Consider the following 24,714-nt stretch of genomic DNA (forward strand, 5'->3'; position numbering starts at 1 on the left):
AATCCGATATCCATAGGGATGTATTTCGGCAGGATGCCGTTTCCCATTCCCAATGATGGCACGCAAATAACAATTAACTTTACGTGGTCAATATGGATATCAACGAAAAAATCAAAACCTTTGGTGAGGCTCTTAAAAACCGGCTCGATTCGTCACTCATTGACTTCGCGCTGGAATATATCGACTTCTCAGAAAATGTACTGGCTTTTGAAACGCTGTGTGGACATATCGCAAATTATCAGGTGCGTATTAGCCCTGATGAGTACAGGCAGGTACTGGATATTGCGGGGTTACTGGAGATCGACAATCAATATACTGAAATCGATCCCCTGAGAAATTTATTAAATTAAACCCTTTCGCTGTTAAGGATATCCAGCCTCAGGGTTGGATTATCCTTAGTGCTGATAAAATATATCGCCAGCCATTGCCTGAAGGATCTTTCCTTCGGCGTCGGTAATTAAGACATAATTGCCGCCCATGTAGGTCCAGTGGCTACCGGCCTGCGGCGCAGGGAGATGGCGAAGCTGCCAGCTTTTGATGTTATAGGGTTCGGTCCGGTAGATGTCGGGCGCAATGTCGCCGATCTTGTACATTTTGAAATCTGAGGAGAATTCTTTCAGTTCATAGGACTGTGCCGACGTGCCCGGTGCCGTCGCCTTTAGCTGCTTATCACCTGAATAGGCAAAGGCCAGAGAGGGCAGCGCGCCCGCGAGCCATACCGCTGTTAATACCGCTACTTTTGTTGACTTGCGCATAAATTCTCCAGAGTGAATCCAGTCTGCTTTTGTTGATTCCGTATAGGAAGACAACAAATTGTGCCGATTTACTCATTACGCGCTGTATTTTTTTGTTAGCAAATCCTCCACCGCAATGGAGCAGAAATGAAAACGCCTCCCGGAAAGTTTATTTCGCGAGAGGCGTCGTAGGTGGGGGAAGGTCACCGTTCATTAGTCATCCCATTTGTGGCTAAACCAGGCAGCAAGAAAACCGGAAAATAAGATGAATCCCAGTACTGCCATAAATACGTTCATGTTCCCTAACATAGTTAATCCTCCAGATTACTGCATTTCTATAGAAATACCTCGCGTGATAAAAAAGGGTTTACTCAGATGAGTGGAGCTATCATACCGTACACAACTTAAACAATCCCTAACCGCAGGTAAATTATTCGTTTTGTGAAGTAAATGCGTTTCTGTATGTGGCGGGAGACGTTCGAAGATGTTTCCGGAAATGATGACGCAGCGTCGCCGCTGAGCCAAATCCCGTCTGTTCGGCAATATGCTCTATCGGCAGCGTGCTGTTTTCCAGCAGCTCCCGGCAGCGTTTAAGGCGGGTTTGCAGCAGCCAGGCGGCGGGCGTGAGGCCCGTCGCGGCTTCGAAGCGGCGTAAAAAAGTTCTCGGGCTCATGCCGACATAGGCGGCCAGGCTTGCCACGGAGTGCCGCTCGCTTAAATGGCGCTGCAGGTGATCAAACAGCGGCGCAAACCGCTCTCCTTCGTACTCTACGGGGACTGCTTGTTCGATAAACTGCGCCTGGCCGCCCTCGCGATGAGGCTGCACGACTAAGCGCCGGGCAACGCTGTTGGCCGCTGCGGCACCAAAATCCCGGCGCACCAGATGCAGGGCGAGGTCGATGCCCGCCGCGCTGCCCGCCGAGGTCAAAACATCCCCGTTATCCAGATAAAGCACGTCCGGGATCACTTCGATCGCCGGGTAACGCGCCTGCAGCGCTTCCGTGTAGCGCCAGTGGGTGGTTGCCCGCTGGCCATCAAGCAGACCAGTTGCCGCCAGCACAAACACGCCGGAGCAAATGGACATCAGGCGTGCACCGCGCGCATGTGCCGCCCGCAATGCCGCAATAAGTGACTCTGGCACGGATTGATCGATCCCGCGCCAGCCAGGAACCACGATCAAACTGGCTTCAGCCAGCAAATCCAGTCCGCCATCCACCACCAGACGAATACCGCCCATCGCCCGTAGCTCGCCGGGCTCAATGCCGGCGACAGCAAAGCGATACCAATTCTCACCCAGCTCGGGGCGCGGCAGGCCGAAAATTTCCACGGCAACGCCGAATTCGAACGTGCAAAGGCCGTCGTAAGCCAGCGTGACGACAAGAGGGTTTTTAGGCAGGGGGGTTAATTTTGTCATGATATTTACGCTAATCGTCATTCGTGTCAGCTGTCAAGCCTCCGTCGCGGCGTCAGAATCAAAGCTCAAACCAAAAGGAGATAAACATGAGCTACGTGACTGACCACCCTGCGGCAGCCTCAGAAACCGTCGCCGCGCATTACCTGCACAAACTGTCGCTTGAAACCGACTGTGCCGACGTCAACGCGGCGATCCAGAGCGGCGATCCAGATTTTGTGCTGCTGCACGTGGTGGGTTCTGATGAAACATTTGCCCGACGGCACCTGCCGGGGGCTATTCATTTACCCCATCGGCTGATCACCGAATCCCGCATGGCCGAATGGCCCGAGGACACGCTGTTTGTGGTGTACTGCGCCGGGCCGCACTGCAACGGTGCCGACCGGGCGGCCCTGAAACTGGCGCAGCTCGGCAGGATAGTGAAGGTGATGCCCGGCGGCATCACCGGCTGGGAAGATGAAGGTTTGCCTTTCGCCTAAATCAGCGCGCGGAGCACCATATCACCGCCAAGCAGAACGAGGCAGATCAGGAAGCCGCGCTTGAAGGCTAATGGGCTGATGCGCCTGCGGATACGCTGGCCTGCAAACAGGCCGATAAGCGCGGCGACAACCGCCATGACGGACGTGCTAATGGCTATTTCCTGCAGCGCGCCGTGCCACCAAAGCCCGGCGGCCAGCGCAAGGGTTGAAAAGGTAAAGGACAGCCCGAGCGCCTGCACCAGTTCATCGCGCTCAAGCCCAAGCGACTGAATATAGGGCACGGCGGGGATTACAAATACGCCCGTGCCACCGGTCAATAAACCGGTGAGGAGGCCGATCAGCGGCGAGAGCCAGCGCTCGTGGCGGGCGGGAACGTGCAGCGGCCTGGCAAACAACGTCCATAAGGCATAGACGATCAGGGCAATGCCCAGCGCCACGGTGGTTGCATGACTACTGCCCGAGGCCAATAAACTGCTGCTGCCAAGGGTACCCAGCACAATGGTTAGCATCATCGGCCACAGGCGTTGGAGCAATGCCGCCAGGTTGCCCCCTTCATAAAGCTGGAAAATATTGGTCAGGAAAGAGGGTAAAAGCAGCATGCCCGCCGCCGCCACCGGGGAAATCAATGACCCCAGAATCCCCATGGCGACGGTAGGTAACCCCATCCCCGTGACGCCCTTGACGGTGCCAGCGAGAACAAAAGTAGCGGCAATGGCAAGGCTCAGGCTGAGATCATTCATTCGTGTTTTCCTTATGTGCGTTGCGGCTATCCTGCGGAGCCTGTTCACGTTCAAACATGCCGTAATCGCGGATCACGTCCGCCACCCTGAGCCGGTAATCGCTAAAGACCGAGTGGCGGCCCTGGCGCTGAACGCTGCGGTGTAATTCCTGATTGCGCCATTGCAGCACGGCGGCCTCATCGCGCCAGAACGAAAGCGACAGGATTTTTCCAGGTTCGCTAAGGCTTTGAAAACGTTCAATGGAAATAAACCCATCAATATCGGCAAGCACGGGTTTTAGCTCTGCCGCCAGTTCAAGATAGCGGCTATAGTGTCCTTCTGCAGGCAGGACTTCAAAGATTACGGCGATCATCAGGTTGCTCCTTATTGTTATCTCCTGCTAACCCTAATCCATCGTCAGACAGGACGCTTCGCTGAGCATCGAAATATGGAAACAGATTTTCTCGAAACCCGGCTTGCCGCCGTTGCCGCCGCCATTGCGGACAAAACCCGAGCCAGCATGCTGTGCACGTTAATGGATGGCCGGGCCTGGACGGCAACCGAACTGAGCATCATGGCTAATGTGGCACCGTCCACGGCCAGCAGCCATCTGGCAAAGTTAATGGAGCAATCGCTGATTGCCTGCGTGCAGCAGGGGCGACATCGTTACTACCGGCTTCACAGCAGCCAAATTGCCGGGGCGCTGGAAGGATTAATGGGGCTGGTTGGCCGCGATGACGCGACTATGCGCACCAAAACCCCCGGCAATCTTCGCTACGCCAGAACCTGCTATGACCATATGGCGGGAGAGATCGCCGTGGCACTCCATGACGCATTATTTCGCCTTCGCTGGCTGGAGGGGGAAGAGTATGTGGTCACCGCCAGGGGGGAAGAACAATTGCTGCTTCTGGGCGTAAACGTGGAAAGCGGGGCCTCGCGCCGGCGCTACGCCTGCGGCTGTCTGGACTGGAGTGAAAGACGCGAACATCTGGGAGGACAGCTAGGCAAAGCGTTGCTGCACACCTGCGAACAAAAAGGGTGGATGCGGCGGGATCTGGTCAGTCGTGAGCTGCACGTGTCCGAGAGCGGGAAGCGTAAGCTGGCAGGATTGTTTGGGGTGGCGTTTTGACAGAGTTTTCACCTCTCCCCAAAGGAAAAGGGAGAAAATAGCCGACGGGGAGCATGAGTGATCCCCTCTCCCTTTGAGGGAGAGGGTTAGGCTGAGGGTAAAATCAGCTCAGCCGATAATGCCTGTTCGGCTGCAGCGCCTCTGGCTTCTCCGCCTCATCGTTCATATCCCGTAAATCACGCTCAATCGCCACGCAAATAGCATCCAGCGGCAGGTCGTTGTCCTCGGTACCAAACGGATCTTCCAGCTCTTCGGCCAGCGAGTCGAGGGAAATAAAGGTATACGACACAAACACGGAAACAAACGGCGTCATGTAGTGGAGGTCGGTCACCAGAGCAAACGGCAGCATGATGCAGAAGATATACACCGTGCGGTGCTGAATCAGGCTATAGGCGAAGGGCATCGGCGTAGAAATAATGCGTTCGCAGCCGCCGGACACCGCCGACAGTTCGTTCAGATGATTGTCCAGGCTGCGCCATAGCACGTCGGAAATCACGCCTTGCTCGCGCTGCTGGTTCAGCCAACTGCCCATCAGCATCAAAATACGATTACACGGCGCATGGCTTGCGCTGACCCAGGCCAGATCCTGCGGGCTCAGGTAACGACTAAGCGTTTCCTGCTGCGGCTTTTTGCGCAACGTCATGCGCAGGCTGTTGCAAAAGGCGACCTGTAAATTCACAAACCGCTGCACCGTTTCGGGCTGATCCCCCGCCAGCGTTTTCACCTCGCGTAACAAAGAGCGCGACGTGATGGCCAACTGGCCCCACAGCAGACGCGCTTCGTTGAAGCGTGCGTAGCAGGCGCTGTTGCGGAACCCGAGAAAAATGGCGATAGCCACGCCGAGAATGCTGAATGGCGCGATGGTGAGCTTGATTCCGAGGGTTTCGTACCACGGCAGGAAAAAAATAACGCTAATAGAAAGCAGCAGATTCAGCAGCAGGCGGGAATAAATCTTTTCCAGCACTGAGCCGTGCCAGACGAAGAGGCGAGCCAACCAGTGTTGATGCGGGCGAACGATCATGATGAGTAACAGACTAGTAACAAGAGACTGTATTTAACGGCAGACTGTGACGCAGATCAATCTTTATCGCTACAGAAACTTAACAAAGGCTACCCCAAAGCGCGTTGAGGTAGCCCCAGGGTTATCAGGCGAGTTTAAACACTGAAACCGACTCATTGAGCCGCTGCGACTGATCTTTTAGGGAATGCGCGGCGGCAGAGGCCTGCTCAACCAGCGCGGCATTTTGCTGGGTGACCACGTCCATTTGCAGCACGGCCTGATTAATCTGCTCAATGCCGCGGCTCTGCTCATCGGTAGAGACGGCAATCTCAGCCATCAGCGTGGTGACCTGGGTAATCGAGGTAGCGATGCGTTTCATGCTTTCCCCGGCCCGGTTGACCAGCTCGCTGCCGTTGGTGACCTGCTGGCCGGACAGCTCTATCAGCTCTTTAATTTCTTTTGCCGCCACGGAAGAACGTTGGGCGAGATTGCGTACCTCCGCTGCGACCACCGCGAAACCGCGACCTTGTTCCCCGGCTCGTGCGGCTTCAACCGCCGCGTTAAGGGCAAGAATATTGGTCTGGAAGGCGATGTCTTCGATGATGGAAATAATGCTGTCGATTTTGCCGGAACTGGTTTCGATATTGCGCATAGAACCGATGACCTGGTCGACGATTTGCTGACCTTCGCTGGCCGCCGCGCGCATACCGTTAGCCAGCGTATTGGCCTGATGCGAGCTTTCTGACGTCCGTTTAACCGTGACGGTCAACTGTTCCATGCTGGCCGCCGTTTCACCCAGCGACGCCGCCTGCTCTTCGGTGCGAGCGGACAGGTCGGTATTGCCCGCCGCAATCTCTTCTGATGCATAGCCGACGGTGGTGCTGGACTCGCGTACCTGGCTGATGATTTCGGTGAGCGACAGGCGCATTTGCTCGAGGCTGTGCATCATCTGGCCGATTTCATCATTGGATTTGATATCAATGGAACGGTGCAGCAGGCCGTTGGCAATTTCAGCGCAGTGTGCCTTCGCGGTGTCCAGCTCTTTGAGGACGCGAACTTTCAGCAAAACAAACGCGGCGGCAAGAATCGCGATAAACAGCGCGGCAAACAGGCCGATGGCGACAAAACTCGACTGAAAACCTGCCTGTGCCTCGGCGTTGAGCTGGTGTGCGTGTTGCTCCCGGAATGCCAGCAGCTTATCCAGCGTGATTTCGAACCCCCGATCGAGCGCCGGGATGGTGCCCGTGACCAGTTCCGCGCTGCGGGCTTTGTCATTGGCCTGGGCGGCCTCTAACAGAGGCAGCAGCCCTCCGTCACGATAGGCGAGCCAGGCGGCTTTATAGTCATCGGCGAGCGCTTGTTCCCCGGACTGCTTCGTCGCTTCAAGGTAAGCCTTAAAGCTGGTGTCTGCTTTACCCAGCGCTTCTTTTGCCCCAGCCAGGCTCTGGCTAGCCTGCTCGGCGTTGCCGGATTCCATCTCCTGAATGGCCTGCATGGCGCGAACGCGCATCGTGCGGCTGTGGTTAATGGGGTCAATGACGGATAACACTAGGCGTATTTCGCTGTTGACGTCATTGAGGGCATGGTTGCTGCGGGTAAGGGACCAAATATTGGACGCCGTGCTGGCGAGAAAAATAAGCAACAGCGTGCTGAAAACCAAAATCGAAAAACGCCTGACTGACATACTAAATCCTTAAGTCGGTGAAATATTCTTATCCCAGCCGCGCTGAAGAGCATTCAACACTGCTGGCTGTAGGGTTATCGGCAGCTGAAAGGGGATATTTACCGGGCGGGAAATTTAGAGCACAAAGTGTAATCTTACTGTCATCTGGCTATTTTATAACTCCGGTACCTCAACCACCGATATATATAAAAACCATGAAATTAAAAACACTTGCCTTACTTTGCAGTACCGTATTCCCTCTGGCTGGTCACGCTGCGGATGCGCAGGTTGACCGTTACGTTGTCACGTTCCCGCAAGGGGACAGCGTGGCCTACAAAGGTGAATACGCCGCTAACTTCCCGCACGGACTGCCGGTAGGTGTTGGCTCAGGCCTGACCTTTATGGGCAAGCAGGGCGACGACCTGATCTTTACTACCGTGACGGATCGCGGGCCCAATGCTGACTCGCCGAAAGCCGGGAAAAAAGAATCCAAGATTTTTGCAAATCCTGACTTCACGCCGCTGCTGATGACCATCCGCGTGAGCAACGGTAAAGCCGAAGCTATCGACGCGAAGCCGCTGCATGATGCGCAGGGGCCGATTAGCGGGCTGCCGCTGCCGGAAGGGCTGATTGGCGCAACCAATGAAATTGCCCTGAGCGATACGCTCCAGAAGTTGAAGAGTGACCAGCGCGGGCTGGACACCGAAGGCATCACGCCGGACGGCAAGGGCGGTTACTGGCTGTGCGACGAGTACGGCCCGTTCGTTATCCATGTGGATGCTGACGGCAAAATCCTGAAAAAATATGGCCCGCAGGCTGAGCACGGTGAACAGGGCGTGGCGGGCGGATTGCCGAATATTGTCAAATGGCGCCAGCCTAACCGTGGGTTCGAAGGCATCACCCGCATGCCGGATGGCCGGATTATTGCGGCGGTGCAGAGCACGTTGGATATTGACGGCAAAACCAAAAACAGCGCGCAGTTCACGCGTCTGGTCAGCCTCGACCCGGCGACCGGTAAAACCGAAATGTACGGCTACCCGATCGACGTGGACGTCTATAAAAAAGCCAAAGATGCCAAAATTGGCGATATCGTGGCGCTGGACAACCACCGCCTGCTGCTGATTGAGCAAGGCGGTGACAAAAACAAACAGATGCGCAACCTGGTCTACGTGGTTGACCTGAACGGCGCGTCCGATCTGGCCGGGTTCGATAAAGAAAAAGCCCCGGAGTTTGATGATGCTGAGCAGCTGAAGGCGCGCGGCATCAAGCTGGCGAGCAAAAAAGAGGTTGTCGACCTGCGCAAGCTGGGCTGGCAGCAGGAAAAAGCCGAAGGCATGGCGCTGATTGATAATCAGACGATTGCCGTGATCAACGACAACGATTTTGGCCTGCAGGCCGTGCTGGCGAACGCCGATGACTACCAGGTGGACGGCAAAGGTCACCTGCTGAAAGACGGCGCGGAAGTGGCGACCAAAATTGAGCTGAAGCCACTGGAAAAACCAGAATCACAAAACGATTTCTGGGTGATTAAGCTGCCCGAACCCCTGAAGTAATTTTTGCCCTTGCTCCTTTGTCGCCTGCGGCAGAGGAGCAAGCCAATGATGCCAGGCGGGCCAGGCGCATTTTAGAGAAAGGAGTGGCAGGAAAATACGGTATACTGTATATAAACACAGTTATTGTAAGAAAAGGGAATGCTGATGCAAAACTTCTTCTCCGCCACGGCGCAATGTCGGGTGCGCTATCTGGATTTACCCGGCGGGGGTGTGCCGCTCCTGTTCATTCATGGCCTTGGCTGCGCTTCCTCTTATGACTATCCCCGCGTGGTCAGCGATCCGGCATGGAGTTCCCGGCGTAGCATTCTCATCGATCTCCCCGGCAGCGGGTACAGCGACAGGCCGCAGTCTTACGGCTACAGCACCCGTGAACAGGCAAGTGTCGTGGGCGAACTGGTGGAACATTTAGGGTTAAATCGCTTTTTTCTTTACGGGCACAGCATGGGCGGCAGCATCGCCATTGAAGTGGCGGCGTCGATGCCGGGGAAAATTGCAGGGTTGATGGTGTCGGAGCCCAATTTCCGCGCCGGCGGCGGGATGTATAGCCGCATGATTGCCGCGCAGACCGAAGACGAATTCGTGGCTCATGGTTACCAAAAAGCAATCGCGGCTAACGCGGAAAATCCGTGGTCCGGCAGCTTGCAAAATAGCGATCCCAGTGCTGTATGGCGCGCCGCCGTTAGTCTGGTAAGCGGCATCGAACCGGACTGGTATCAGCTTTTTGCTCAGCTAAAAATCCCCAAAATGCTTATTTTCGGTGAGCTTTCGCTGCCGGATGAAGATTTTACCGCATTCGAGCAGGCCGGGGTGACGACCACCATCGTACCGAGCGCCGGGCACGCTATGTCCTGGGAAAACCCCGCCGGGCTAGCCAGGGTGCTCGCCGAGCAGTGCAGGGCGTAATAAAAAAGCCATCCCGAAGGATGGCTTTTGGTGACAGACGGAGAGGAAAAAAGCGTGTTTTTCCCCTCTTCGTGGTTATCAGCCGAAAATCAATGAATTGATTTTCCTGTTTCTTTTGACGGATCGTCGGGTATTTCTTCTATTGATAGAGGTTTGTCAGCGGCCTGAAAGCCATCCCGAAGGATGGCTTTGGCTTTAAATCGCTAACTTTTTATTTAACGCCTCAATTTCTTCCCGCCACTGTTTTTGCAGCGCCGGTTTCTGGTGCTTTTCCTTGCGCGTCACGTCCTCCGCCAGCTTTTCCTCCAGCTCGATAAGCCGTTCCAGCAGCGCATCGCTTTCTCTATAGTGCGGTGCTTGCTGGATGACTTGCTCTGGCTGGGATTTCACTTCGGTCAGCGGCAGCCCGCTTTCCTCTGCTGTAAGCAGGGCGTACAGCGCGTCCAGGTCGTGCCACTCGCTCAGCACGCCGTTGTTCACCAGCCAGAAGCGGTTGCAGCCTTTGGCTATCAGCTCGCGGTCGTGGGTCACTAACAGCACGCCACCTTCAAAGGTTTGCAGCGTTTCCGCCAGCGCCTCTTTGCCTTCCATGTCCAGGTGGTTGGTCGGTTCATCCAGCATCAGCAGGGAATAGCGGGCCAGCGTCAGGCCAACGAACAGCAGGCGCGAACGCTCTCCGCCGCTCAGCGTACTGACGGCTTGCTGGTGTCGCAGCCACGGAAATCCGGCGCTGATTAACGCCATTTTCCTGTCCTGCTCGCTGAGCGGGGCAAACGGCTCCAGCGCCTCCAGCAGCGAATCACCGTCGTTAAGCTGGTGCAGCGTCTGGTCGTAATACCCCAGATGCACCCGAGGATGCAGGCGAATAGCGTCCTCACGCTCTGACTGCTGGTACTGCTGCCAAAGCAGGCGCAGCAGAGACGACTTGCCGCAGCCGTTCCGGCCTATCACCGCCACGCGGTCGCCGCTTTTCACTTGCTGCAACGGCAGAGTGAATAGAGGTTCACACTCCGGCGCAGGCCGAACGTTAAGCGCTTCCAGCTCCAGCAGCCTGTCGGCAATCAGCGCTTCACCTTTCAGCTTAAGCTGCCACTGGCTGCCCGCCGTGAGCTCAGTTTGCTCGTCCTTCAGCCGATCAATGCGCTTTTCCATCTGCTTGGCTTTTCGGGAAAGATCTTCGTTGTCGTAGACCCGGCCCCAAATTGCCAGCCGTTTGGCGCTGGCGGTAATGCGGTCGATTTCCTTTTGCTCCGCCTGATGGCGGTGGGCATCGGTTCTGTCCCGTTCCTCCAGCGCACTGCGCGCCTGAGAACACGGTAGCGCAAAGAAATGCAGTGAACGATCGCGCAAAATCCAACTGCCGTTGGTGACGTTATCCAGCAGGCTGCGGTCGTGCGAAACCAGCACGAAGCTGCCGCTCCAGCCGCGCAGGAACTGTTCCAGCCACAGCAGCGTGGGCAAGTCCAGGTGGTTACTGGGTTCATCCAGCAGCAGTAAATCTGGCTCACTAATTAGCGCTCGCGCCAGCAGCAGGCGAGTATGCTGCCCGCCGCTCAGCGTGCCGGAAGTCAGTCGCCAGTCCGTTTCGCTAAAGCCCATACTTGCCAGCAAAGCTTCTGCCCGCCAGCATTCGCTATCTCGCTGGTTTTCCTCAATTTGTGCCAGCACAGCATCGAGCATGGTCATCGTATTGAGGCTTTCCGGCAGATGCTGTTCAACCCTTGCCATCAGGCAGCTAGCCGCCTGAGTCACCGAGCCGCTGGTGGGCGAAAGAGTGCCGTCCAGCAGTTTCAGCAGGGTGCTTTTGCCACAGCCGTTATGACCGATCAGGCCAATACGGTCGCCTTTTTTCAGGGTAAAAGTGATGGACTCCAGCAGCGAACCGAAAGCGGTGTCGAGGTGCAGAGATTGGGCGGTTAATAAAGTGCTCATATGTGCTTACTCAAGAGTTATGGCGTGCAAACGCCTCGTCGTATAACGCTGACGATAACCCGGTAAGCCCGAGAGAAGGGATTCAGTAAGTTTCTTCGCTCAAGCCGAAGTTATCGCAGCACGGAACCGATAACGCTTGAGCAGAGACGATCGCCAAAAGTATGCGAACGGTTAAAGCGCTCACAAGACATCATGGGGATCCTCCTTATATATATTGAGTGAATAGGTGGGCGGATTGTAGCGGGAAAGTGAATGGGTTGCCACCTGCCAGAATTTGTTACGAATGCATTCGACGGCGGCGTCGCTGCTTACCCTCACCCTAACCCTCTCCCACTGGAAGGGAGAGGGAATAGATGACCTACTGTTTTGACCTGCTGTTTCTCCCACGCCCCTTGGGGAGAGGGCCGGGGTGAGGAGCTGACGCCCCCAAATTCATCCCAGCAGCTTCACCAGCGTCTGCCGCTGCTTCTCATTAATATCCAGCGGGTTTTGATAGCCGATATTCTCCGTGGCCCGGGTATATAGCGCGACCAGCCAGTCGTACACGTAGCTGGCGTTGCCGCGCGTTGGCTGCTCGCCCAGTTTTGTCAGTCGACGGCTGATATCCGCCTGGGCAGGGGGGGCAAACACGGCCTGACCTTTATTGACGCGGCTTGCCGGGCGATCGGCAACCGGCACGCTGGCGTAGCCCAGCCAGGCAATAAAATCACCCAGCACCGTGCTGGCACGGGAAATATCCAGCTCAAGCCCGGAGTCGCCGTTTTGCATGCTGCGTTCCAGCCTCATCGACACATCCAGCCGGTAGCTGGCGACGATCAGTGTGTTGCACAGCGCCTGAAGCTGAACGCTGTCCAGGCCAAACTGGTGTGCGGCTTCCCGACGCTGGCCCAGCAGGCGCAGGTGGTTAACCCAAAGCTGATGCACGGCGCGGGCGTAGCTGATGCCTTCGGTCTGAGGGGCAACATGCTCGGCTGCGTCGGCAAACAAGTCTATCTCCAGCGCAAAGCCTTCCGGTTTAGGCTGATGCTGCTGTTGGTGCTGCAGCCAGACCTGCTGCAGAGCATCCCGGGATGGCACCAGGCTTGCCAGCAAATCACCGTGCTGGGTCGCCCGGGCCTGCAGAGCACGCACCAGATCTTCTGCCTGCTGGCGAGCCTGCTGTGGGGTGGCCTGCTGCGCGTCAATAAAGCGCTGGAACAGTTCGACGGTTTGCGTTTCCAGCTCACCGCGCAGGGCAGCGAGGCGCTGTTCACGGCGGGTGGGATTTAGCGCATCGGTCAGCCATTCCAGCAGGCGATGCATGTTTCTGCTATCCAGCGCCTGCAGCGTGCCCCAGCGCTTGCCCGGGTTGCCAATCAGACGCTGAACGCCGTCGTCCAGGCTGGCACCGAGCGTAAACCGGGCGTCAAACGGCGTGATGGCCCAGACCAGGCCCGGCAGCGAGCTGTGCCCCGGGCTTTGGGTGCTGTCTACCCACCATGCCAGCGCTTTCCCCGTCGCCTGAACTTCACTGCGTTCGCTGACGGCGTTACACACCAGCAGCGTGTCCGGCTGAAGCCGGGTGGTGTACCAGCTAAGCTGATTCGCCGGGATATCCAGTAAATCCACGTTGCTCAGCGCAGTCGGCAGGCTGAGGGTGAAAATAACCTCGGCGCACAGCAGCGCCAGGTCGTTCTGCGGCAGGCTGAGGTGAGAACCAGGCTGATTTCCCAGCAGTGGGCAAACCATCACATCCGCCTGTTCCGGTGCGTCTTCCGGGCCGGAAGGAATGAGAAAACCTTCGGCAGGCAGCAGGAAACTGTCCACCACGAGGCTTGCCGGAGCCAGAACCTGTTCCACGCAGCCCAAATGCTGCAAGGCCTGCGCCAGCCGCAGCCAGGTTTCCGTCAGGGCGCTATCTTCGCCCCACAGCAGGGCGAACAGCAAGGCGCGATCTTCTGTCGAAAGGTAAGGTGCAAGCTCGGCCATGCGGTAAACCAGGCGCTCATCCAGGTGATGCTGACGGCGCTGGAGGCGGTGGTAGCCGTACAGCAGATCGGCCGTTTGCTCACGGGTTAATCCTGGTGCGGCGGCAGACAGACGGCGGGACTCCAGTTCGGTCAGCCGCAGGGCAACCGCGCTGGACGTTGCCAGACGGGGCGCGTCAGAGGCGTGATACCTGTTGATAAACTGCTGCGCCAGTTCGGCCTCGCTAAACAGCGTCAGCAGCAGCGGGTAATTCTCTACTTCAGGGGGCCGTTGGGCGCTGAAGCGCACCGCCATCGCCGCTGGCGTATGGCCTGGGTTGATGTGCGTCAGGTAGTCCAGCCGTTTATCACCGAGCTGAATATCAATGCGGCTATTCGGGCTGCCCTGCAGGGTATTCAGCAGATGATTTTTGCCGTCCAGGGCGTGGCCATAAATGCCTAGCGTCAGCGGAGCGTCCTCCAGCGCGCTGATGCGACGGTGGCGTTCGCTCAGCTGTTGGAGGCGTGCCAAAAGACTGTCCGCTTCATTGTCGAGCAGCGGGGAGAAAGTGCGGGTCATCTGAACCCAGTTCACCAGATGGCTGAGCGTGGTAGTTAGCTGCTTCATTTTTGGTATACGCTCCCGCTGTCTATCCAGTAATGCGTCGCCCCGCTGTAGCTGCCGGCGAGGGTATTCAGTTTAAAACTCAGTTGTTCGAGGGGGACTTTGCTGCCGTCCGACAGCCAGGCTTCGGCAAGGCTGAATGACTCGGCCTCGCGGGTCTGCTTCAGGCGCACGTTTAGCACGCCGTCTCCGGCAATTGATTTCGCCAGCTGCGGCGAGTTGATTGCCAGCGTGTAGAGCGGCGTGGCTGGCCAGCGGGCGTTATCCAACTGACGGAAGCCCAGGCAGGCGTTGCCGCGCAGCGGAAAGTGGACTCGGGTGTCCAGGTTCGCCTGCGGGCTGTCGAGATCGATATCCCGGTACCAGACGTTGTCTTCCAGCAGCCGGTCGTTGCCGTCCAGCATGCCCAGGTAGCGCACGGTGGAATAGGCCTGAATATCGGCGGCTTTAAAGTTAAAGCTCGGCAGACGCAGATCCATCGCCAGGCTGCACAGCATTGCGCCCACCGCGGCGGTAGATTTCGGGTTACCGATGCGCCCTTGCTGGCTGAACGGATACCACTCGTGGGTCTGGTAGTTATCGAGCCAGACAATGCGGTTAACCGGTACCGGCTGCAGGTGACGCAGAAGCGCCTGCACGCCAGGCAGACAGCCAGGGCGACCGGTGACTAACAGCACGTCGCAGCAATAATGGTTGATCACTTCGCACAGCGCCTGCAGCGGCGCGGTGAGGGTGAACTGGCCCGCCAGCAGCGCATCCTGCAGCGCGGCAATTTCCGCCTGCACCGGCACGCTCATGATGTCAAACTGCGGCGCGTCGGCTGGCAGCTCGTGCTGCACGGCCTGCTGAACGTAGTTGATCACGTTGCGGGTTGGCTGCTGGGTCAGTAGCTCGCCGAAGGTTGCTTCCAGCACCGAGTCCGGCTCTTCCGGGTCGCTCTCTTCCCAGAAAGAAAGCACCGCATGGCCGAGCGGAATAAACAGCTGGAGCGCAGTTTGCTGGCGTAGCGTGGCGCGGGTGTCCATGCGGCCGGATTCCCCAAACAGCGTGGTCATCAGGCCTGGCGCGTCAGCTACGCCCGCTTTGTGGATGTGGGCCTGCAACGCAGGCAGGACGCAGCGCTGAATCACGTCCAGCAAAATATCGTCCCCGGCGACTTTAAAGCCTTCACGGAACAGCAGGCGCGGCGCGATTTTCACGTTGCTGCCCACGCCGTCGTCCAGTTGATACTGGGTGATCGCCATATCGGTTGTGCCGCCGCCGATGTCAATCGACGCCACGCGCAGGGTTTTGCCGACGGGTTCGTCCGGCGTCAGGGCGCGGTCAGGGCGGGCGAGGCTTTCAAAGAAGCGCCCGGTTTGCCCGGCGTAGTTCACCAGCGCCTCGTTATACAGCCAGACCAGCTGGCCGCAGGTGGCTTCGTCCCACTCCATCTGCACTTCCGGCACCGGCACGATACTTTTCTTTTTGTCTCGCTCGAGGGTGAAACCTTCGTCGGTCGGGTGCCAGTCCATCGCTTTCCACACCAGGCCGACCGCCTCCTGCATACGCTGGCGGAACAGCTCGCGTTCCGGTTTTGGCATAGCGGAAGGTAAAGTCAGAATCAGGTTGCGCAGCTGGCGAGGCGAGGTCGGGTGCCCCATGCTCTGGCGGGAGCCAATACTGTTGATTTGCATCAGCGCCTGGGAGAGCAGCTCGCACAGCATCAGAGTCATCAGCGAGCTGCGGCTGTACTGCGGTGAAAACACCGGCAGGCGTTCGTCCATCGGCAGGGCGTACAGCGGCTGGCCGTCGTCGTTCATCAGGTTCATCAGCGGGAAAGCGGTCGCCAGCGGCTCACGCTGGGTTTTCACGCCCATCTGGCTGAAGCGCCAGTCCTGGCTGGCTGGCGTGACGTCCCACAGATAGCGGCGCGGGCTGGAGATCCCGCTGGCGCCTTCGGTACCCAGGCGAGCGCAGGCCATACGGCGAGCTTCGTCGCCCACGCGGGCAATAGAAGGCCAGACAAAGGCGTCGTCGCGCCCGCTTTCAACGGAGAAATGCTGCTTGCCAAATTTTGCCTCGCTGAACTCCAGGCGGCTGGTAAACATTGCGTCGTTGATCAGCTGTGGTTCGCTCAGGGAGCGGATCTGCAGCTCGGCAGTCTGGCGCAGACCGTCGTTTTCTTCGCCGTGATCTTCGATCAGGACGCCGCAGGTGTGGGTGTTCCCCACATCCAGCACCAAATCTACGTCAATCGGCGGGGATTGCAGCGTGGCGGTGACGATCTTCACTTCCGGCACGGCGAGCTGGTTACCGATAAGCTCCAGAATATTCAGATAGTGAGCCTGATATTCAAAGGCTTTCATAGCGGCGGCGAGCTCACGCTCGGTGCGCTCTTCCACGCGGGTGGCAAACTGGGTGAAGGTTTCGCGCAGCCAGCCGTCCACCCAGGTCTGGTCGAGAAAATCTTTGATCTCGTGGTTGTGCCAGGCCAGCGCAAAACGGGCACCGTTGCGGACGTCGTTTTCCGTCGGTGCCAGATGCGCGGCGGGGTGATCGTCCGCGTAAATTTTGCTGTCCAGCGCGAGGCTGATACGCACCGTATTCCCGGCAGAATCGGGCGTCTCCAGAACACGCACCTGCACGCGGGCCCAGTTATCCGGTCCACCCACAAAGGTACGCGGCGGGTTAAAGCGCAGGAACGGCAGCGGCAGCCAGGTTTTGTCCATCACCCGCAGGGAGTGGCCAAGCGTAATGGTGCTTTCAGGTTTCACCACTTCTGGCGCGGTACCGTTTTCGCCCGGTAGGGTAAATTTCCCGGGCACAACATCGTAATCAAGGCGTAGCAGCGGGCCGTTGGCCGTCTGACGCACAAAGCGCCCGGCGTGGGCGGCGTTAGTCTGCGGCGCAAGGCCAAAGTCCAGGAACTGAATGCCGCTGTCTTTGATGAGCGTGACGCTCGGCTTGTAGTGAAAAAGGGTCGCCAGCATGATCAGTTACTCACTTTTCGGAAGGTGATCGGTATGACTTTGTCGCCTTCATAGCGGCCGGTGCAAACGGCGGCGCCGTTGCTGCCGGTTTTACAGGTCACTTCCGGCATCGGGTAGCGGCTGCCGTCACCGCAGCGCGCGCTGCCGCGGGTTTTAATCATCAGCGCGCCATTTTGATGCAGGCCGGAAAACACCTCGGCTTTACAGACAATGTTATCGCCGTGCACCAGGCGCACCGTGCCTTTGTTGTTGGCTATCTGGTAGCGCAGGCTTGGCGCTTTACCGGTGATCGGGTCACTGAAATCGATCTGTGCTCGCCAGGTGCCGTTGAGGAATTTAGTGGAGCCAATTTTCACGGCTTCTGCCGGTAGAATTAACGCATTTTTCGGCACGTCTGCGGCAACGGTAATTGGCTCAGGATTTTCTTCCGGCGCGGCAACCGGCGCTGGCTCAGGCTTAGGCGGCACCACAACTTCGGCTGGCGTCAGCGGCAGGGTAGTTTTGGCCACATCGACGGCCTGTATTGGCGCTGGCGCAATAGGTTTAGGCGGGACTTCGGCCTGGGCGGTTGCCACCGGCGCGGTCTGGCTCCCGCTAAGCAGCAGATAACCCACCGGGGCCGCAATGGCGACGGCAATCACGGCGGCGACCGGCAGCAGCCAGCGGCGACGCGGTTTCGCGGCTACGGCGACAGGTTCCGGGCTCGGGGCCGGTTTTTCTTCTTCGACTGCGGCTTTTTTCACTGCGGTGAGGCTATAAACTGGAGAATCATCATCCACCTGAACCGCCATCGGGGCTTCAAGCAGCGGCTTTTCTGGCTCGCTAATTTCTACCGGCAGTGGCTCTGGCTCCGGCATCGTTTCTTCAGGGATAAACGCAATTTCAGGCTCGCGCGATTCCACCACCCGCAGGCACTCCAGCACATCGTCCCGTGCGCCCTGGTTAAGATTCACGAACCCCCAGAAGGTGATCACCGGCTTGCCGTTCACCAGGTAGACGTGCTGGCTGCCGGGGAACTGCAGAGCTTTTTCCATCAGTGCGCCAAAGAGGCGAATCGAGGTTTTCTCCGCCTGCTGGCAGCGCGCGCTGAGCGAGGCGACGTTGGATAAGCAATTATCCAGATAGCGAAGGGCGGTGCGGCGTTCTTCGTCGCTGGCGGCGGCCCAGCTGGTGACGCTGCCTTCCTGAGGCGCATACCAGTCGACGCGGTCGCCTTCGTCGTTGGGCTGGGGAATGGCCAGCGCGTCGGCGACGGCCTGCTGTTTACGAAGGCGTAATGTTTCGCGTATTTGAAACGCGGAATCAAACACTGCCTGACCGTTTTCGCCCAGCGCGAGAAAGTCATCCAGGCATCCGCTGCGCAATAATGTTTTTGCCACGTCATCAATCCTGCTGTTAACGGCTCACCCGAGAGCCATCTTCACGCTTTACAGTTTAACGAAGCGGCCCTAAGTCAAACGGCAGAAGAGACGGCAAAATGGGTAAATTATCTGGCTATTAGACAAAATGGGGCGGTGTGAAGCCGGCGATACTTACCCGGAAGTAAGTCACTTACTGGCAGGTAACTTCTTGACCAGAAAGAAAAAGACAGACACGATGAACCCCTATTTTGCGGCCTTCTGGCCGGGGCTTTCCCTCTAACCATGTCGAGAAAAATTATGGCTAAAATCGTTGTTATTTACTTTTCCGGATACGGTCACACCAAACGTGTGGCAGAACATGTTGCACAAGGGGCAAACGCCGACCTCGTCGCCGTGGACAGCAATGGCGATATTCAGGAAGCAGACTGGCAAAAACTGAACGATGCCAAAGGGATCATCTTTGGGGCGCCGACCTACATGGGCAACGTGCCGTGGCAGTTCAAAAAGTTTGCCGATGCTTCCTCCAAAGTGTGGTTCACCCGTGGCTGGCAGGACAAAGTGTTCGGCGGTTTCACCAATAGCGCCAGCCTGAACGGCGACAAGCAGGTGAGCCTGCAGTGGATGCAAACGCTGGCCTCTCAGCACGGCGGCATTTGGGTGAGCCTGGGCCAGTTGCCTTCGAATACCCTGGCGGCAACCCGCGAAGACGCGAACAACCTGGGCGGCTCGGTCGGGCTGCTGGTGCAGTCTCCGTCTGACGCAGGCGCCGAACAGATTGCCCAGGGCGACCTCGACACCGCCGTCAAATACGGCGCACGCGTGGCGGATATTGCTGCCCGCCTGAGCTAAAAAATCCTTTCTTTTCTAAAGCGCCTGCGGGCGCTTTTGTCTTTGCCACTTCCTCAGTAATTACCCCTGGTTATTGTCAGTTGTATTCATCAAATAAATACTTATCATGATAATTATCATAGTAACTATTTACATGGGGATTACCCGATGCATGACGATAAATACGACATTGTCGATTTTCCCGATCGCCCGCTGGGAATGCGCCTGGCGATGCTGGTGCGCCTGTGGCGTGGCATCGTGGATGATGCCGTGGCGTTTACCGGCCTGACCCAAAGCAGCTGGACGACGCTGATGCAGCTCAGCGTGGCGGGGGAAAAAATCACCGTCACGGATCTGGCCCGGGCGCAGGGCATCGACCTGCCGCCCCTGACGCGCACGCTGGCACAGCTGGAAAAAGAGGGCTATGTCACCCGCACGCCGGACGAAAAAGACAGACGGGTGAAATTTATCTCCCTCACGCCTGCGGGCCAAAAAGCAATTAAGGCGGTAAGTGAAACGGTGGAGCGGTGCCAGGCCCAGGTTGCACAGGGCATTCCGGCGCAGCAAATAGAACAGTTCAGCCAGACGGTAAACCTGCTGGCCGCCAACATGATCAAAATTCGATAGTTCTTTCACGCCTGGTCTCCCGGCGTGTTTCTCATTTAGCGAGTAGTTATGACCCCTGAACAACGATTTACCCGCTGGGTAAAAGTCACGCTGGCGCTGTTTGCCGCGATGTTTTGCTATTTTCTGGCCGCCGACATCTGGGTGCCGCAAACCCCGGACTCCACCGTGATGCGCGTGGTGACCCCGGTTTCATCACGCGTATCGGGCTACGTGACGCATATCTACGTCAGCAACAACAGCGTGGTGAAGAAAGGGGATGTGCTGTTCGACATCGACAATAAGCCTTACCAGAATCAGCTCGAACGCGCGGAAATTGCTTATCAGCAGGCGATTCTCGACAACCAGCAAATTGACGCCCAAATCAGTGCCGCGCGGGCAAAAATTAAAGCCGCCCAGCTGGATGCCGACAACGCCGGGCGCAGCTATCACCGGTTTAACGGACTTAGCAGCGGTAACCTGATTTCTAAACAGGATCTGGACGGGGCTTTTACGCGCTGGCAAAGCGCGGTGCAAAATGTCAACAACCTCCAGGCCGCGCTGGCACAGCTGGTGATTTCGCGTGGGGAACGCGGGGATCAAAACGTCACGCTGCAAAAATACCGTAACCTGCTGAACGACGCCCGGCTCAATCTGGATTACACCCGCGTGGTTGCCAGCAGCGACGGCATTATCAGCAATTTACAGCTGAAAGAGGGCTGGTATGCCGGGGCGGGATCCCCCGCGCTGGCGCTGGTTAACGACAAGCTCGATATCGTGGCCGACTTCCGTGAGAAAAGCCTGAGTAAAACCCGCCCAGAAACAACGGCGGATATAGTATTCGACGGGCTGCCGGGGCAGGTTTTCAAAGCCAGAGTCACCAGCAAAGATGCGGGGGTTTTGCCGGGGCAGCAGGCTATCAACGGGCAGCTTTCCGCACCGGAAACGTCAAACCGCTGGGTGAGGGACGCGCAGCGCATGCGTATTCATTTGCTGCTTGAAGACGGGAAAACGCCAGATCTGCCGGCTGGCGCACGGGCCACGGTGCAGCTTTACAATTCGCCTTCCGCTTTCGCGTCGTTTATCGGCGGGATGCAAATCAGGCTGGTGAGCTACCTGCATTATGTTTATTAAATTTATTCTTGGCCCGCTGAAACGCAATGCACCGACGCCGTTCAGCGGCAATGATTTCCGCCATATGCTGCGCATCGTCATGGCGGGTTGCGTGGGGATGTTTGTCTACAGCTGGGTTAACACGCAGTACGGGGTGTTCTACGTGGTTTACCCCATCATGCTCACCGGGCTGGTGCCCATTTTTAACGGCCATATTGCCCGGCAGATGATCGCTAACGCGCTGCTGAACTGTGTGGAAATGACGCTGCTGTTTGCGGTGCTGGCGAATTACCCGCTGCCAATGACGCTGATTGTGTTCCTGATGTACATGACGCGCTTCTACCTGATGAGCCGGGGGCCGCTCTTTCTGTTTGGCTCGATGGGCGTGGTCTGTTTAAGCGTGATGGCTAATTTCCTGAGCTACCCGACCACCGACATGAGCGACCTGATGTTTTCTAACATCATTGGCAGCCTTTTGGCGGTGGGGCTGTCGGCGCTTAGCTGTTATTTGCTGCCGGACGTGGAGCCGCGCAAGCCGCCGCCTGCGATTCAAAAGGACGGGCCACGGGTGATGCATGAAACACTGCTCGCCTCGTTAACGGCGACTCTCTTATTCACCGTGTTCCAGGTCTATACGCTGAATGACTCCCTGGCCGCGCTGATGGCGGGCATTTTTGCCCTGTTCCCCATGCATTTTCGCGGGGCGATCCTTTCGTCCTGGTGGCGCATTGTTGGGGTGATTGCCGGGTGTCTTTACGCGATTCTGGTGCAGTTGGTGATCTATGATTTCAGCCGTCACCTGATCCTGCTGATGCCGCTGATTAGCCTCGGCCTGCTACTGGCCGCGCGAATTCACGTGTTTGAGAAGGTCGGGCCGGGCGTGGGCTTTTCTATTCTGACCACGCTGGCGCTGATGTTCGGGCAATACATGCACCCTAATCAGGATATCGTTTTTAGCGCGCTGTACCGTATTTCATCGGTGTCGGTGGCGATTGTCGGCACCCTGGCCGTGACCTTTATTATCCATAAGATACTGAATAACTTTGCCTCAACGCGCTATATCGTGAAATGACGTTAGTCCTGTTCCGGCCAGTCGCGGGTAATGCCCGGCTGGACAGGGCGCTCAAGATAGGTGGACAACACGATATACGTCCTGGTCGCCACCACGCCGTTGATCTCATACAGATGCGCCAGCAGGGCCTCAAGCGCCCTTGAATCCTCGGTGCGGACCTTCAACAGCATGGACGTGTCCCCGGCGACGGAATGGATCTCTTCCACTTCCGGGTAGGCGGAAATTCGCAGCAGATCCGGCGTTTTTCCCCAGCCTTTGGTATCAATGTGCACGAAGGCCAGCAGGGATTTGCTGATGGCCTTTGGGTCGAGCAAGGCCGCCGTCTGCTGGATCACCCCGGAGCGCTTCAGGCGTTTGACTCTTTCGTGTACCGCCGGGGCGGAAAGCGCGACCTTTTCGCCGAGCTCGGCGTAGCTGATGGTCGCATCCTCCACCAGCGCGCCTAATATTCTTCGGTCGGCGGCATCGAGAGTTCGCTCTGCCGCACCGTTCTGCTTAATACTGTCTGTTTCTTTTTTCATATTGCCCCTGACTAATGACGCTGAATTTCATTCGGATAAAATTGGTTTTTATCGAATGTAAGTCAAGTTTAATCCTTGTCAGGAAGAAAAATGAAAAACAGCCAGTGTCTGGAACTTCATCCAGAGCCGTCTCTGTCTCCCGCCAAAGCCGTGTATGTGCTGACCGGCTGCGTCGGCGTTATCGGTGCTAACTCAATGGTGCTGGGGCCTATTGCGCCGGCAGTGGCATCGTCTATAGGCGCGGGAGTGCCGACGGTGATGATGGCCGCGGCGGCTTTTGGCCTGGGCACGGCGGCGAGCGCACTTTTTCTGGCTCGTTTGATCGACTTAGTCGGCTCGGCGCGGATGCTCAAATTCACCATGCTGCTGCTGGGCGCGGCGCTGCTGCTTTGCGCGGCTTCGCCTTCCGTGGCGGTATTTATTGCTGCTCAGATGATTGCCGGGATGGCTTCCGGTATCGCGCTGCCCGCGATTTACGCCAGCGCGGCCGCCATTGCGGAGCCGGGGCGTGAAAGCCGGACCATCGGCAAGGTGCTGACCGGCTGGACGCTGAGCATGATCGCCGGCGTGTCGTTTTCCGTGGTGCTGACCGAGTTGTTCAGCTGGCGCGCGGTGTATGTGTCCGTGAGCTGTCTGGCGGCCCTGGCGCTGATCGCGCTCGTCAGGTTGAACATGCAGGATCGCCCGGCGGCGGGCATTGCGCCTTCACCGCTGTCTGCCCTGGGGCTGCCAGGCATCAAGTCGTTGCTGGTGGTGTGCGGGGCGTTTATGACGGCGTTTTACGGGATTTATGCTTATTTGGGCGACCATCTTCATCAGGATCTCAGCCTGCCGGTGACGGCCAACGGCGGGGTGGCGATTGCCTATGGGGCGGGATTCGGCTGTGCCGCTTTGCTCAGCGGGATAGTGGATCGGTTTGGCCCTAAACGCCTGATGCCGCTGGTGCTTTTGGTGGCAGCCTTTGTTTACCTGGGCCTGGCGATGCTCGGTGGTTCGCTGGTGGGGGTTATCTGCCTGCTGTTTGTGCTTGGCCTGGTGAACCACCTGGGGGTGAACTTACTGATTCAGCGCCTGACGGCCATCGACCCGGCCAGGCGCGGCACATTGATGGGATTGAACAGCGCCGTGACTTACCTGGCTGTGTTTGCCGGCAGCAGTAGCTACGGGCCGCTTTATACCGAGCACGGCTTTACTACGATTTCGCTGCTTTCCCTGGCGCTGATGGTCATTGCGGTGCTGACCTGCCTGTGGCGTGATTTTGCCGGGCAGGGCGTGAATGTTGTGGGCTAAAGCTTCTACGTTATCGCTTTTTTATCTGAGACAAGCCGGGTTGCCTGTGCTAATTCTGAAGCCATTATATGGCTGCAGAGGTCCGAAATATGAGTCAAAGATTGCCGGTTTTGTTGGTGCAAATGGGGCGGCCCCCCGAGGAAATTCAGCAAGCCGTAGGGGATCAGCCGGCCTGGTTTGCGCAGGCGCTAAAGCACCCGGATGTCGAACTTAACATCGTCAGGCCGTTTCTGGGCGAGCCTTTGCCCGCGCCAAAAAGCTTTCAGGCGGCGGTGATTTCGGGTTCATGGTCGATGGTGACGGAGCATGAAGCGTGGAGCGAGCGCACGGCGGAATGGGTTAAAACCGTTGTTGCCGCCGGTACGCCGCTATTTGGCGTCTGCTACGGGCATCAATTGATGGCTTACGCGCTCGGCGGGAAAGTGGATTATCACCCGCAGGGCAGTGAGGTCGGGCAACTGCCGGTGGCACTGACAGAGGCAGGGCGAGACGATCCGGCGCTGAGTCATCTGCCTGAGTCGTTCCCGGTCTTTTTAAGCCATGCGCAGAGCGTCCTGGCGCTGCCGCCCGGGGCCGTTTGTCTTGCGTCGTCGGCCCACGATCCTCACCAAATCATCCGCTACACGCCCAATGCGCTGTCGGTGCAGTTTCACCCGGAATTCACCGCCACGGTGATGAACAAAATTCTCGCCAGCCGAAGCGAGCAGGCATCGTTACGGCAAGAAAATAAACAGACATTGTCGAACGATGTCAGCGCTACGCCCGGGGCAAGAGCAATTTTGCAGCGTTTTGTTTTGCCTTCGGTCTGAACGCCCGCCTTAACCGCCACAATTGTATAGAAAGGAAGGGTTTGTCATTTG

At 57.5% G+C, this 24,714-nt stretch carries 23 protein-coding genes; 11 read left to right on the forward strand and 12 right to left on the reverse strand.

From position 1 onward, the window contains the following. Positions 1–92: 92 nt before the first annotated feature. On the forward strand, positions 93–350 hold the full coding sequence (locus AAIE02_RS06600; protein WP_008459113.1) for a MafI family immunity protein: 258 nt from the start codon (positions 93–95) through the stop codon (positions 348–350). Between the two features lie 45 nt (positions 351–395). On the opposite strand, the gene AAIE02_RS06605 is transcribed toward AAIE02_RS06600, so the two are convergent. The 3 genes from AAIE02_RS06605 to ftrA form a co-directional block, all read right to left on the reverse strand. Next, the gene (locus AAIE02_RS06605) at positions 396–755 is read right to left on the reverse strand and encodes an RcnB family protein (protein WP_008459111.1); all 360 of its coding nucleotides are present in this window, start codon (positions 753–755) and stop codon (positions 396–398) included. Positions 756–947: 192 nt separating this feature from the next. Next, positions 948–1,043, reverse strand: coding sequence for a protein MgtS (mgtS, locus tag AAIE02_RS06610; RefSeq protein ID WP_008459108.1), 96 nt, complete (start codon positions 1,041–1,043; stop codon positions 948–950). Between the two features lie 121 nt (positions 1,044–1,164). Beyond that, positions 1,165–2,169: a transcriptional regulator FtrA gene (gene ftrA / locus AAIE02_RS06615; protein ID WP_498532193.1), complete on the reverse strand. Its 1,005-nt coding sequence runs from the start codon at positions 2,167–2,169 to the stop codon at positions 1,165–1,167. 65 nt (positions 2,170–2,234) lie between these two features. Here ftrA and AAIE02_RS06620 point away from each other — a divergent pair, with 65 nt between their 5' ends. Then, positions 2,235–2,624 carry a rhodanese-like domain-containing protein gene (locus AAIE02_RS06620; protein ID WP_498532194.1) on the forward strand — a complete coding sequence of 130 codons (390 nt, stop codon included), beginning with the start codon at positions 2,235–2,237 and terminating at the stop codon, positions 2,622–2,624. Here AAIE02_RS06620 and AAIE02_RS06625 read toward each other — a convergent pair. Both AAIE02_RS06625 and AAIE02_RS06630 read right to left on the reverse strand, forming a co-directional pair. After that, positions 2,621–3,364, reverse strand: a complete 744-nt coding sequence (locus AAIE02_RS06625) for a sulfite exporter TauE/SafE family protein (protein ID WP_166992658.1) — start codon at positions 3,362–3,364, stop codon at positions 2,621–2,623. The genes AAIE02_RS06620 and AAIE02_RS06625 overlap by 4 nt on opposite strands. Next, positions 3,357–3,716, reverse strand: coding sequence for an antibiotic biosynthesis monooxygenase family protein (locus AAIE02_RS06630; RefSeq protein WP_336981063.1), 360 nt, complete (start codon positions 3,714–3,716; stop codon positions 3,357–3,359). The genes AAIE02_RS06625 and AAIE02_RS06630 overlap by 8 nt, the downstream gene beginning before the upstream one ends. Positions 3,717–3,791: 75 nt before the next feature. Between AAIE02_RS06630 and AAIE02_RS06635 the strand changes: the two genes are divergently transcribed. Continuing rightward, a complete protein-coding gene (locus AAIE02_RS06635) occupies positions 3,792–4,472 on the forward strand; it encodes an ArsR/SmtB family transcription factor (RefSeq protein WP_498532195.1) in 681 nt (226 codons plus the stop codon). 103 nt (positions 4,473–4,575) lie between these two features. Here the strand turns inward: AAIE02_RS06635 and AAIE02_RS06640 are convergent, their stop codons facing one another. Then, positions 4,576–5,493, reverse strand: a complete 918-nt coding sequence (locus tag AAIE02_RS06640; RefSeq protein WP_336707014.1) for a bestrophin family protein — start codon at positions 5,491–5,493, stop codon at positions 4,576–4,578. Between the two features lie 124 nt (positions 5,494–5,617). Continuing rightward, positions 5,618–7,156, reverse strand: coding sequence for a methyl-accepting chemotaxis protein (locus AAIE02_RS06645; protein ID WP_498532196.1), 1,539 nt, complete (start codon positions 7,154–7,156; stop codon positions 5,618–5,620). 194 nt (positions 7,157–7,350) lie between these two features. Between AAIE02_RS06645 and AAIE02_RS06650 the strand changes: the two genes are divergently transcribed. Together AAIE02_RS06650 and AAIE02_RS06655 are read left to right on the forward strand one after the other, a co-directional pair. Further along, the gene (locus AAIE02_RS06650) at positions 7,351–8,688 is read left to right on the forward strand and encodes an esterase-like activity of phytase family protein (RefSeq protein ID WP_498532197.1); all 1,338 of its coding nucleotides are present in this window, start codon (positions 7,351–7,353) and stop codon (positions 8,686–8,688) included. Between the two features lie 144 nt (positions 8,689–8,832). Continuing rightward, complete coding sequence (locus AAIE02_RS06655; RefSeq protein ID WP_498532671.1) at positions 8,833–9,591, forward strand: alpha/beta fold hydrolase; 759 nt, start codon at positions 8,833–8,835, stop codon at positions 9,589–9,591. A 195-nt stretch (positions 9,592–9,786) separates the two neighbouring features. On the opposite strand, the gene AAIE02_RS06660 is transcribed toward AAIE02_RS06655, so the two are convergent. The 4 genes from AAIE02_RS06660 to AAIE02_RS06675 form a co-directional block, all read right to left on the reverse strand. Then, a complete protein-coding gene (locus AAIE02_RS06660) occupies positions 9,787–11,523 on the reverse strand; it encodes an ABC-F family ATP-binding cassette domain-containing protein (protein WP_498532198.1) in 1,737 nt (578 codons plus the stop codon). A gap of 432 nt (positions 11,524–11,955) precedes the next feature. Beyond that, positions 11,956–14,097, reverse strand: a complete 2,142-nt coding sequence (locus AAIE02_RS06665; RefSeq protein ID WP_498532199.1) for a virulence factor SrfC family protein — start codon at positions 14,095–14,097, stop codon at positions 11,956–11,958. Beyond that, on the reverse strand, positions 14,094–17,066 hold the full coding sequence (locus AAIE02_RS06670) for a virulence factor SrfB (protein ID WP_498532200.1): 2,973 nt from the start codon (positions 17,064–17,066) through the stop codon (positions 14,094–14,096). Before AAIE02_RS06670 ends, AAIE02_RS06665 begins: the two co-directional genes overlap by 4 nt. Before the next feature lie 2 nt (positions 17,067–17,068). After that, complete coding sequence (locus tag AAIE02_RS06675; RefSeq protein WP_498532201.1) at positions 17,069–18,445, reverse strand: SrfA family protein; 1,377 nt, start codon at positions 18,443–18,445, stop codon at positions 17,069–17,071. 279 nt (positions 18,446–18,724) lie between these two features. Between AAIE02_RS06675 and AAIE02_RS06680 the strand changes: the two genes are divergently transcribed. The 4 genes from AAIE02_RS06680 (at position 18,725) to AAIE02_RS06695 (ending at position 22,043) form a co-directional block, all read left to right on the forward strand. Then, on the forward strand, positions 18,725–19,276 hold the full coding sequence (locus AAIE02_RS06680) for a flavodoxin family protein (protein ID WP_008459077.1): 552 nt from the start codon (positions 18,725–18,727) through the stop codon (positions 19,274–19,276). A gap of 147 nt (positions 19,277–19,423) precedes the next feature. Further along, the gene (locus tag AAIE02_RS06685; protein WP_166992629.1) at positions 19,424–19,882 is read left to right on the forward strand and encodes a MarR family winged helix-turn-helix transcriptional regulator; all 459 of its coding nucleotides are present in this window, start codon (positions 19,424–19,426) and stop codon (positions 19,880–19,882) included. Between the two features lie 48 nt (positions 19,883–19,930). Beyond that, on the forward strand, positions 19,931–20,992 hold the full coding sequence (locus AAIE02_RS06690) for an HlyD family secretion protein (protein WP_166874051.1): 1,062 nt from the start codon (positions 19,931–19,933) through the stop codon (positions 20,990–20,992). Further along, the gene (locus AAIE02_RS06695) at positions 20,982–22,043 is read left to right on the forward strand and encodes a DUF2955 domain-containing protein (protein ID WP_166992624.1); all 1,062 of its coding nucleotides are present in this window, start codon (positions 20,982–20,984) and stop codon (positions 22,041–22,043) included. Before AAIE02_RS06690 ends, AAIE02_RS06695 begins: the two co-directional genes overlap by 11 nt. A gap of 2 nt (positions 22,044–22,045) precedes the next feature. On the opposite strand, the gene AAIE02_RS06700 is transcribed toward AAIE02_RS06695, so the two are convergent. Beyond that, on the reverse strand, positions 22,046–22,564 hold the full coding sequence (locus tag AAIE02_RS06700) for an Lrp/AsnC family transcriptional regulator (RefSeq protein ID WP_039293892.1): 519 nt from the start codon (positions 22,562–22,564) through the stop codon (positions 22,046–22,048). Between the two features lie 90 nt (positions 22,565–22,654). Here AAIE02_RS06700 and AAIE02_RS06705 point away from each other — a divergent pair, with 90 nt between their 5' ends. Further along, positions 22,655–23,854: an MFS transporter gene (locus AAIE02_RS06705; RefSeq protein ID WP_498532202.1), complete on the forward strand. Its 1,200-nt coding sequence runs from the start codon at positions 22,655–22,657 to the stop codon at positions 23,852–23,854. 89 nt (positions 23,855–23,943) lie between these two features. Beyond that, positions 23,944–24,663 (forward strand): glutamine amidotransferase, encoded by a 720-nt coding sequence (locus AAIE02_RS06710; protein WP_166992616.1) that lies wholly within the window; start codon positions 23,944–23,946, stop codon positions 24,661–24,663. Positions 24,664–24,714: the final 51 nt, after the last annotated feature.

It is taken from the genome of Cedecea sp. Ae19-4, from assembly GCF_059801165.1.

Coding starts and splice junctions, on each gene's coding strand:
- AAIE02_RS06645 (WP_498532196.1), bottom strand. CDS start 7,156: ATGTCAGTCAGGCGTTTTTCGATTTTGGTTTTCAGCACGCTGTTGCTT.
- AAIE02_RS06710 (WP_166992616.1), top strand. CDS start 23,944: ATGAGTCAAAGATTGCCGGTTTTGTTGGTGCAAATGGGGCGGCCCCCC.
- AAIE02_RS06705 (WP_498532202.1), top strand. CDS start 22,655: ATGAAAAACAGCCAGTGTCTGGAACTTCATCCAGAGCCGTCTCTGTCT.
- AAIE02_RS06660 (WP_498532198.1), bottom strand. CDS start 11,523: ATGAGCACTTTATTAACCGCCCAATCTCTGCACCTCGACACCGCTTTC.
- AAIE02_RS06600 (WP_008459113.1), top strand. CDS start 93: ATGGATATCAACGAAAAAATCAAAACCTTTGGTGAGGCTCTTAAAAAC.
- mgtS (WP_008459108.1), bottom strand. CDS start 1,043: ATGTTAGGGAACATGAACGTATTTATGGCAGTACTGGGATTCATCTTA.
- AAIE02_RS06605 (WP_008459111.1), bottom strand. CDS start 755: ATGCGCAAGTCAACAAAAGTAGCGGTATTAACAGCGGTATGGCTCGCG.
- AAIE02_RS06680 (WP_008459077.1), top strand. CDS start 18,725: ATGGCTAAAATCGTTGTTATTTACTTTTCCGGATACGGTCACACCAAA.
- AAIE02_RS06665 (WP_498532199.1), bottom strand. CDS start 14,097: ATGAAGCAGCTAACTACCACGCTCAGCCATCTGGTGAACTGGGTTCAG.
- AAIE02_RS06700 (WP_039293892.1), bottom strand. CDS start 22,564: ATGAAAAAAGAAACAGACAGTATTAAGCAGAACGGTGCGGCAGAGCGA.
- AAIE02_RS06640 (WP_336707014.1), bottom strand. CDS start 5,493: ATGATCGTTCGCCCGCATCAACACTGGTTGGCTCGCCTCTTCGTCTGG.
- AAIE02_RS06655 (WP_498532671.1), top strand. CDS start 8,833: ATGCAAAACTTCTTCTCCGCCACGGCGCAATGTCGGGTGCGCTATCTG.
- AAIE02_RS06690 (WP_166874051.1), top strand. CDS start 19,931: ATGACCCCTGAACAACGATTTACCCGCTGGGTAAAAGTCACGCTGGCG.
- AAIE02_RS06630 (WP_336981063.1), bottom strand. CDS start 3,716: ATGATCGCCGTAATCTTTGAAGTCCTGCCTGCAGAAGGACACTATAGC.
- AAIE02_RS06635 (WP_498532195.1), top strand. CDS start 3,792: ATGGAAACAGATTTTCTCGAAACCCGGCTTGCCGCCGTTGCCGCCGCC.
- AAIE02_RS06625 (WP_166992658.1), bottom strand. CDS start 3,364: ATGAATGATCTCAGCCTGAGCCTTGCCATTGCCGCTACTTTTGTTCTC.
- AAIE02_RS06620 (WP_498532194.1), top strand. CDS start 2,235: ATGAGCTACGTGACTGACCACCCTGCGGCAGCCTCAGAAACCGTCGCC.
- AAIE02_RS06685 (WP_166992629.1), top strand. CDS start 19,424: ATGCATGACGATAAATACGACATTGTCGATTTTCCCGATCGCCCGCTG.
- AAIE02_RS06695 (WP_166992624.1), top strand. CDS start 20,982: ATGTTTATTAAATTTATTCTTGGCCCGCTGAAACGCAATGCACCGACG.
- ftrA (WP_498532193.1), bottom strand. CDS start 2,169: ATGACGATTAGCGTAAATATCATGACAAAATTAACCCCCCTGCCTAAA.
- AAIE02_RS06670 (WP_498532200.1), bottom strand. CDS start 17,066: ATGCTGGCGACCCTTTTTCACTACAAGCCGAGCGTCACGCTCATCAAA.
- AAIE02_RS06650 (WP_498532197.1), top strand. CDS start 7,351: ATGAAATTAAAAACACTTGCCTTACTTTGCAGTACCGTATTCCCTCTG.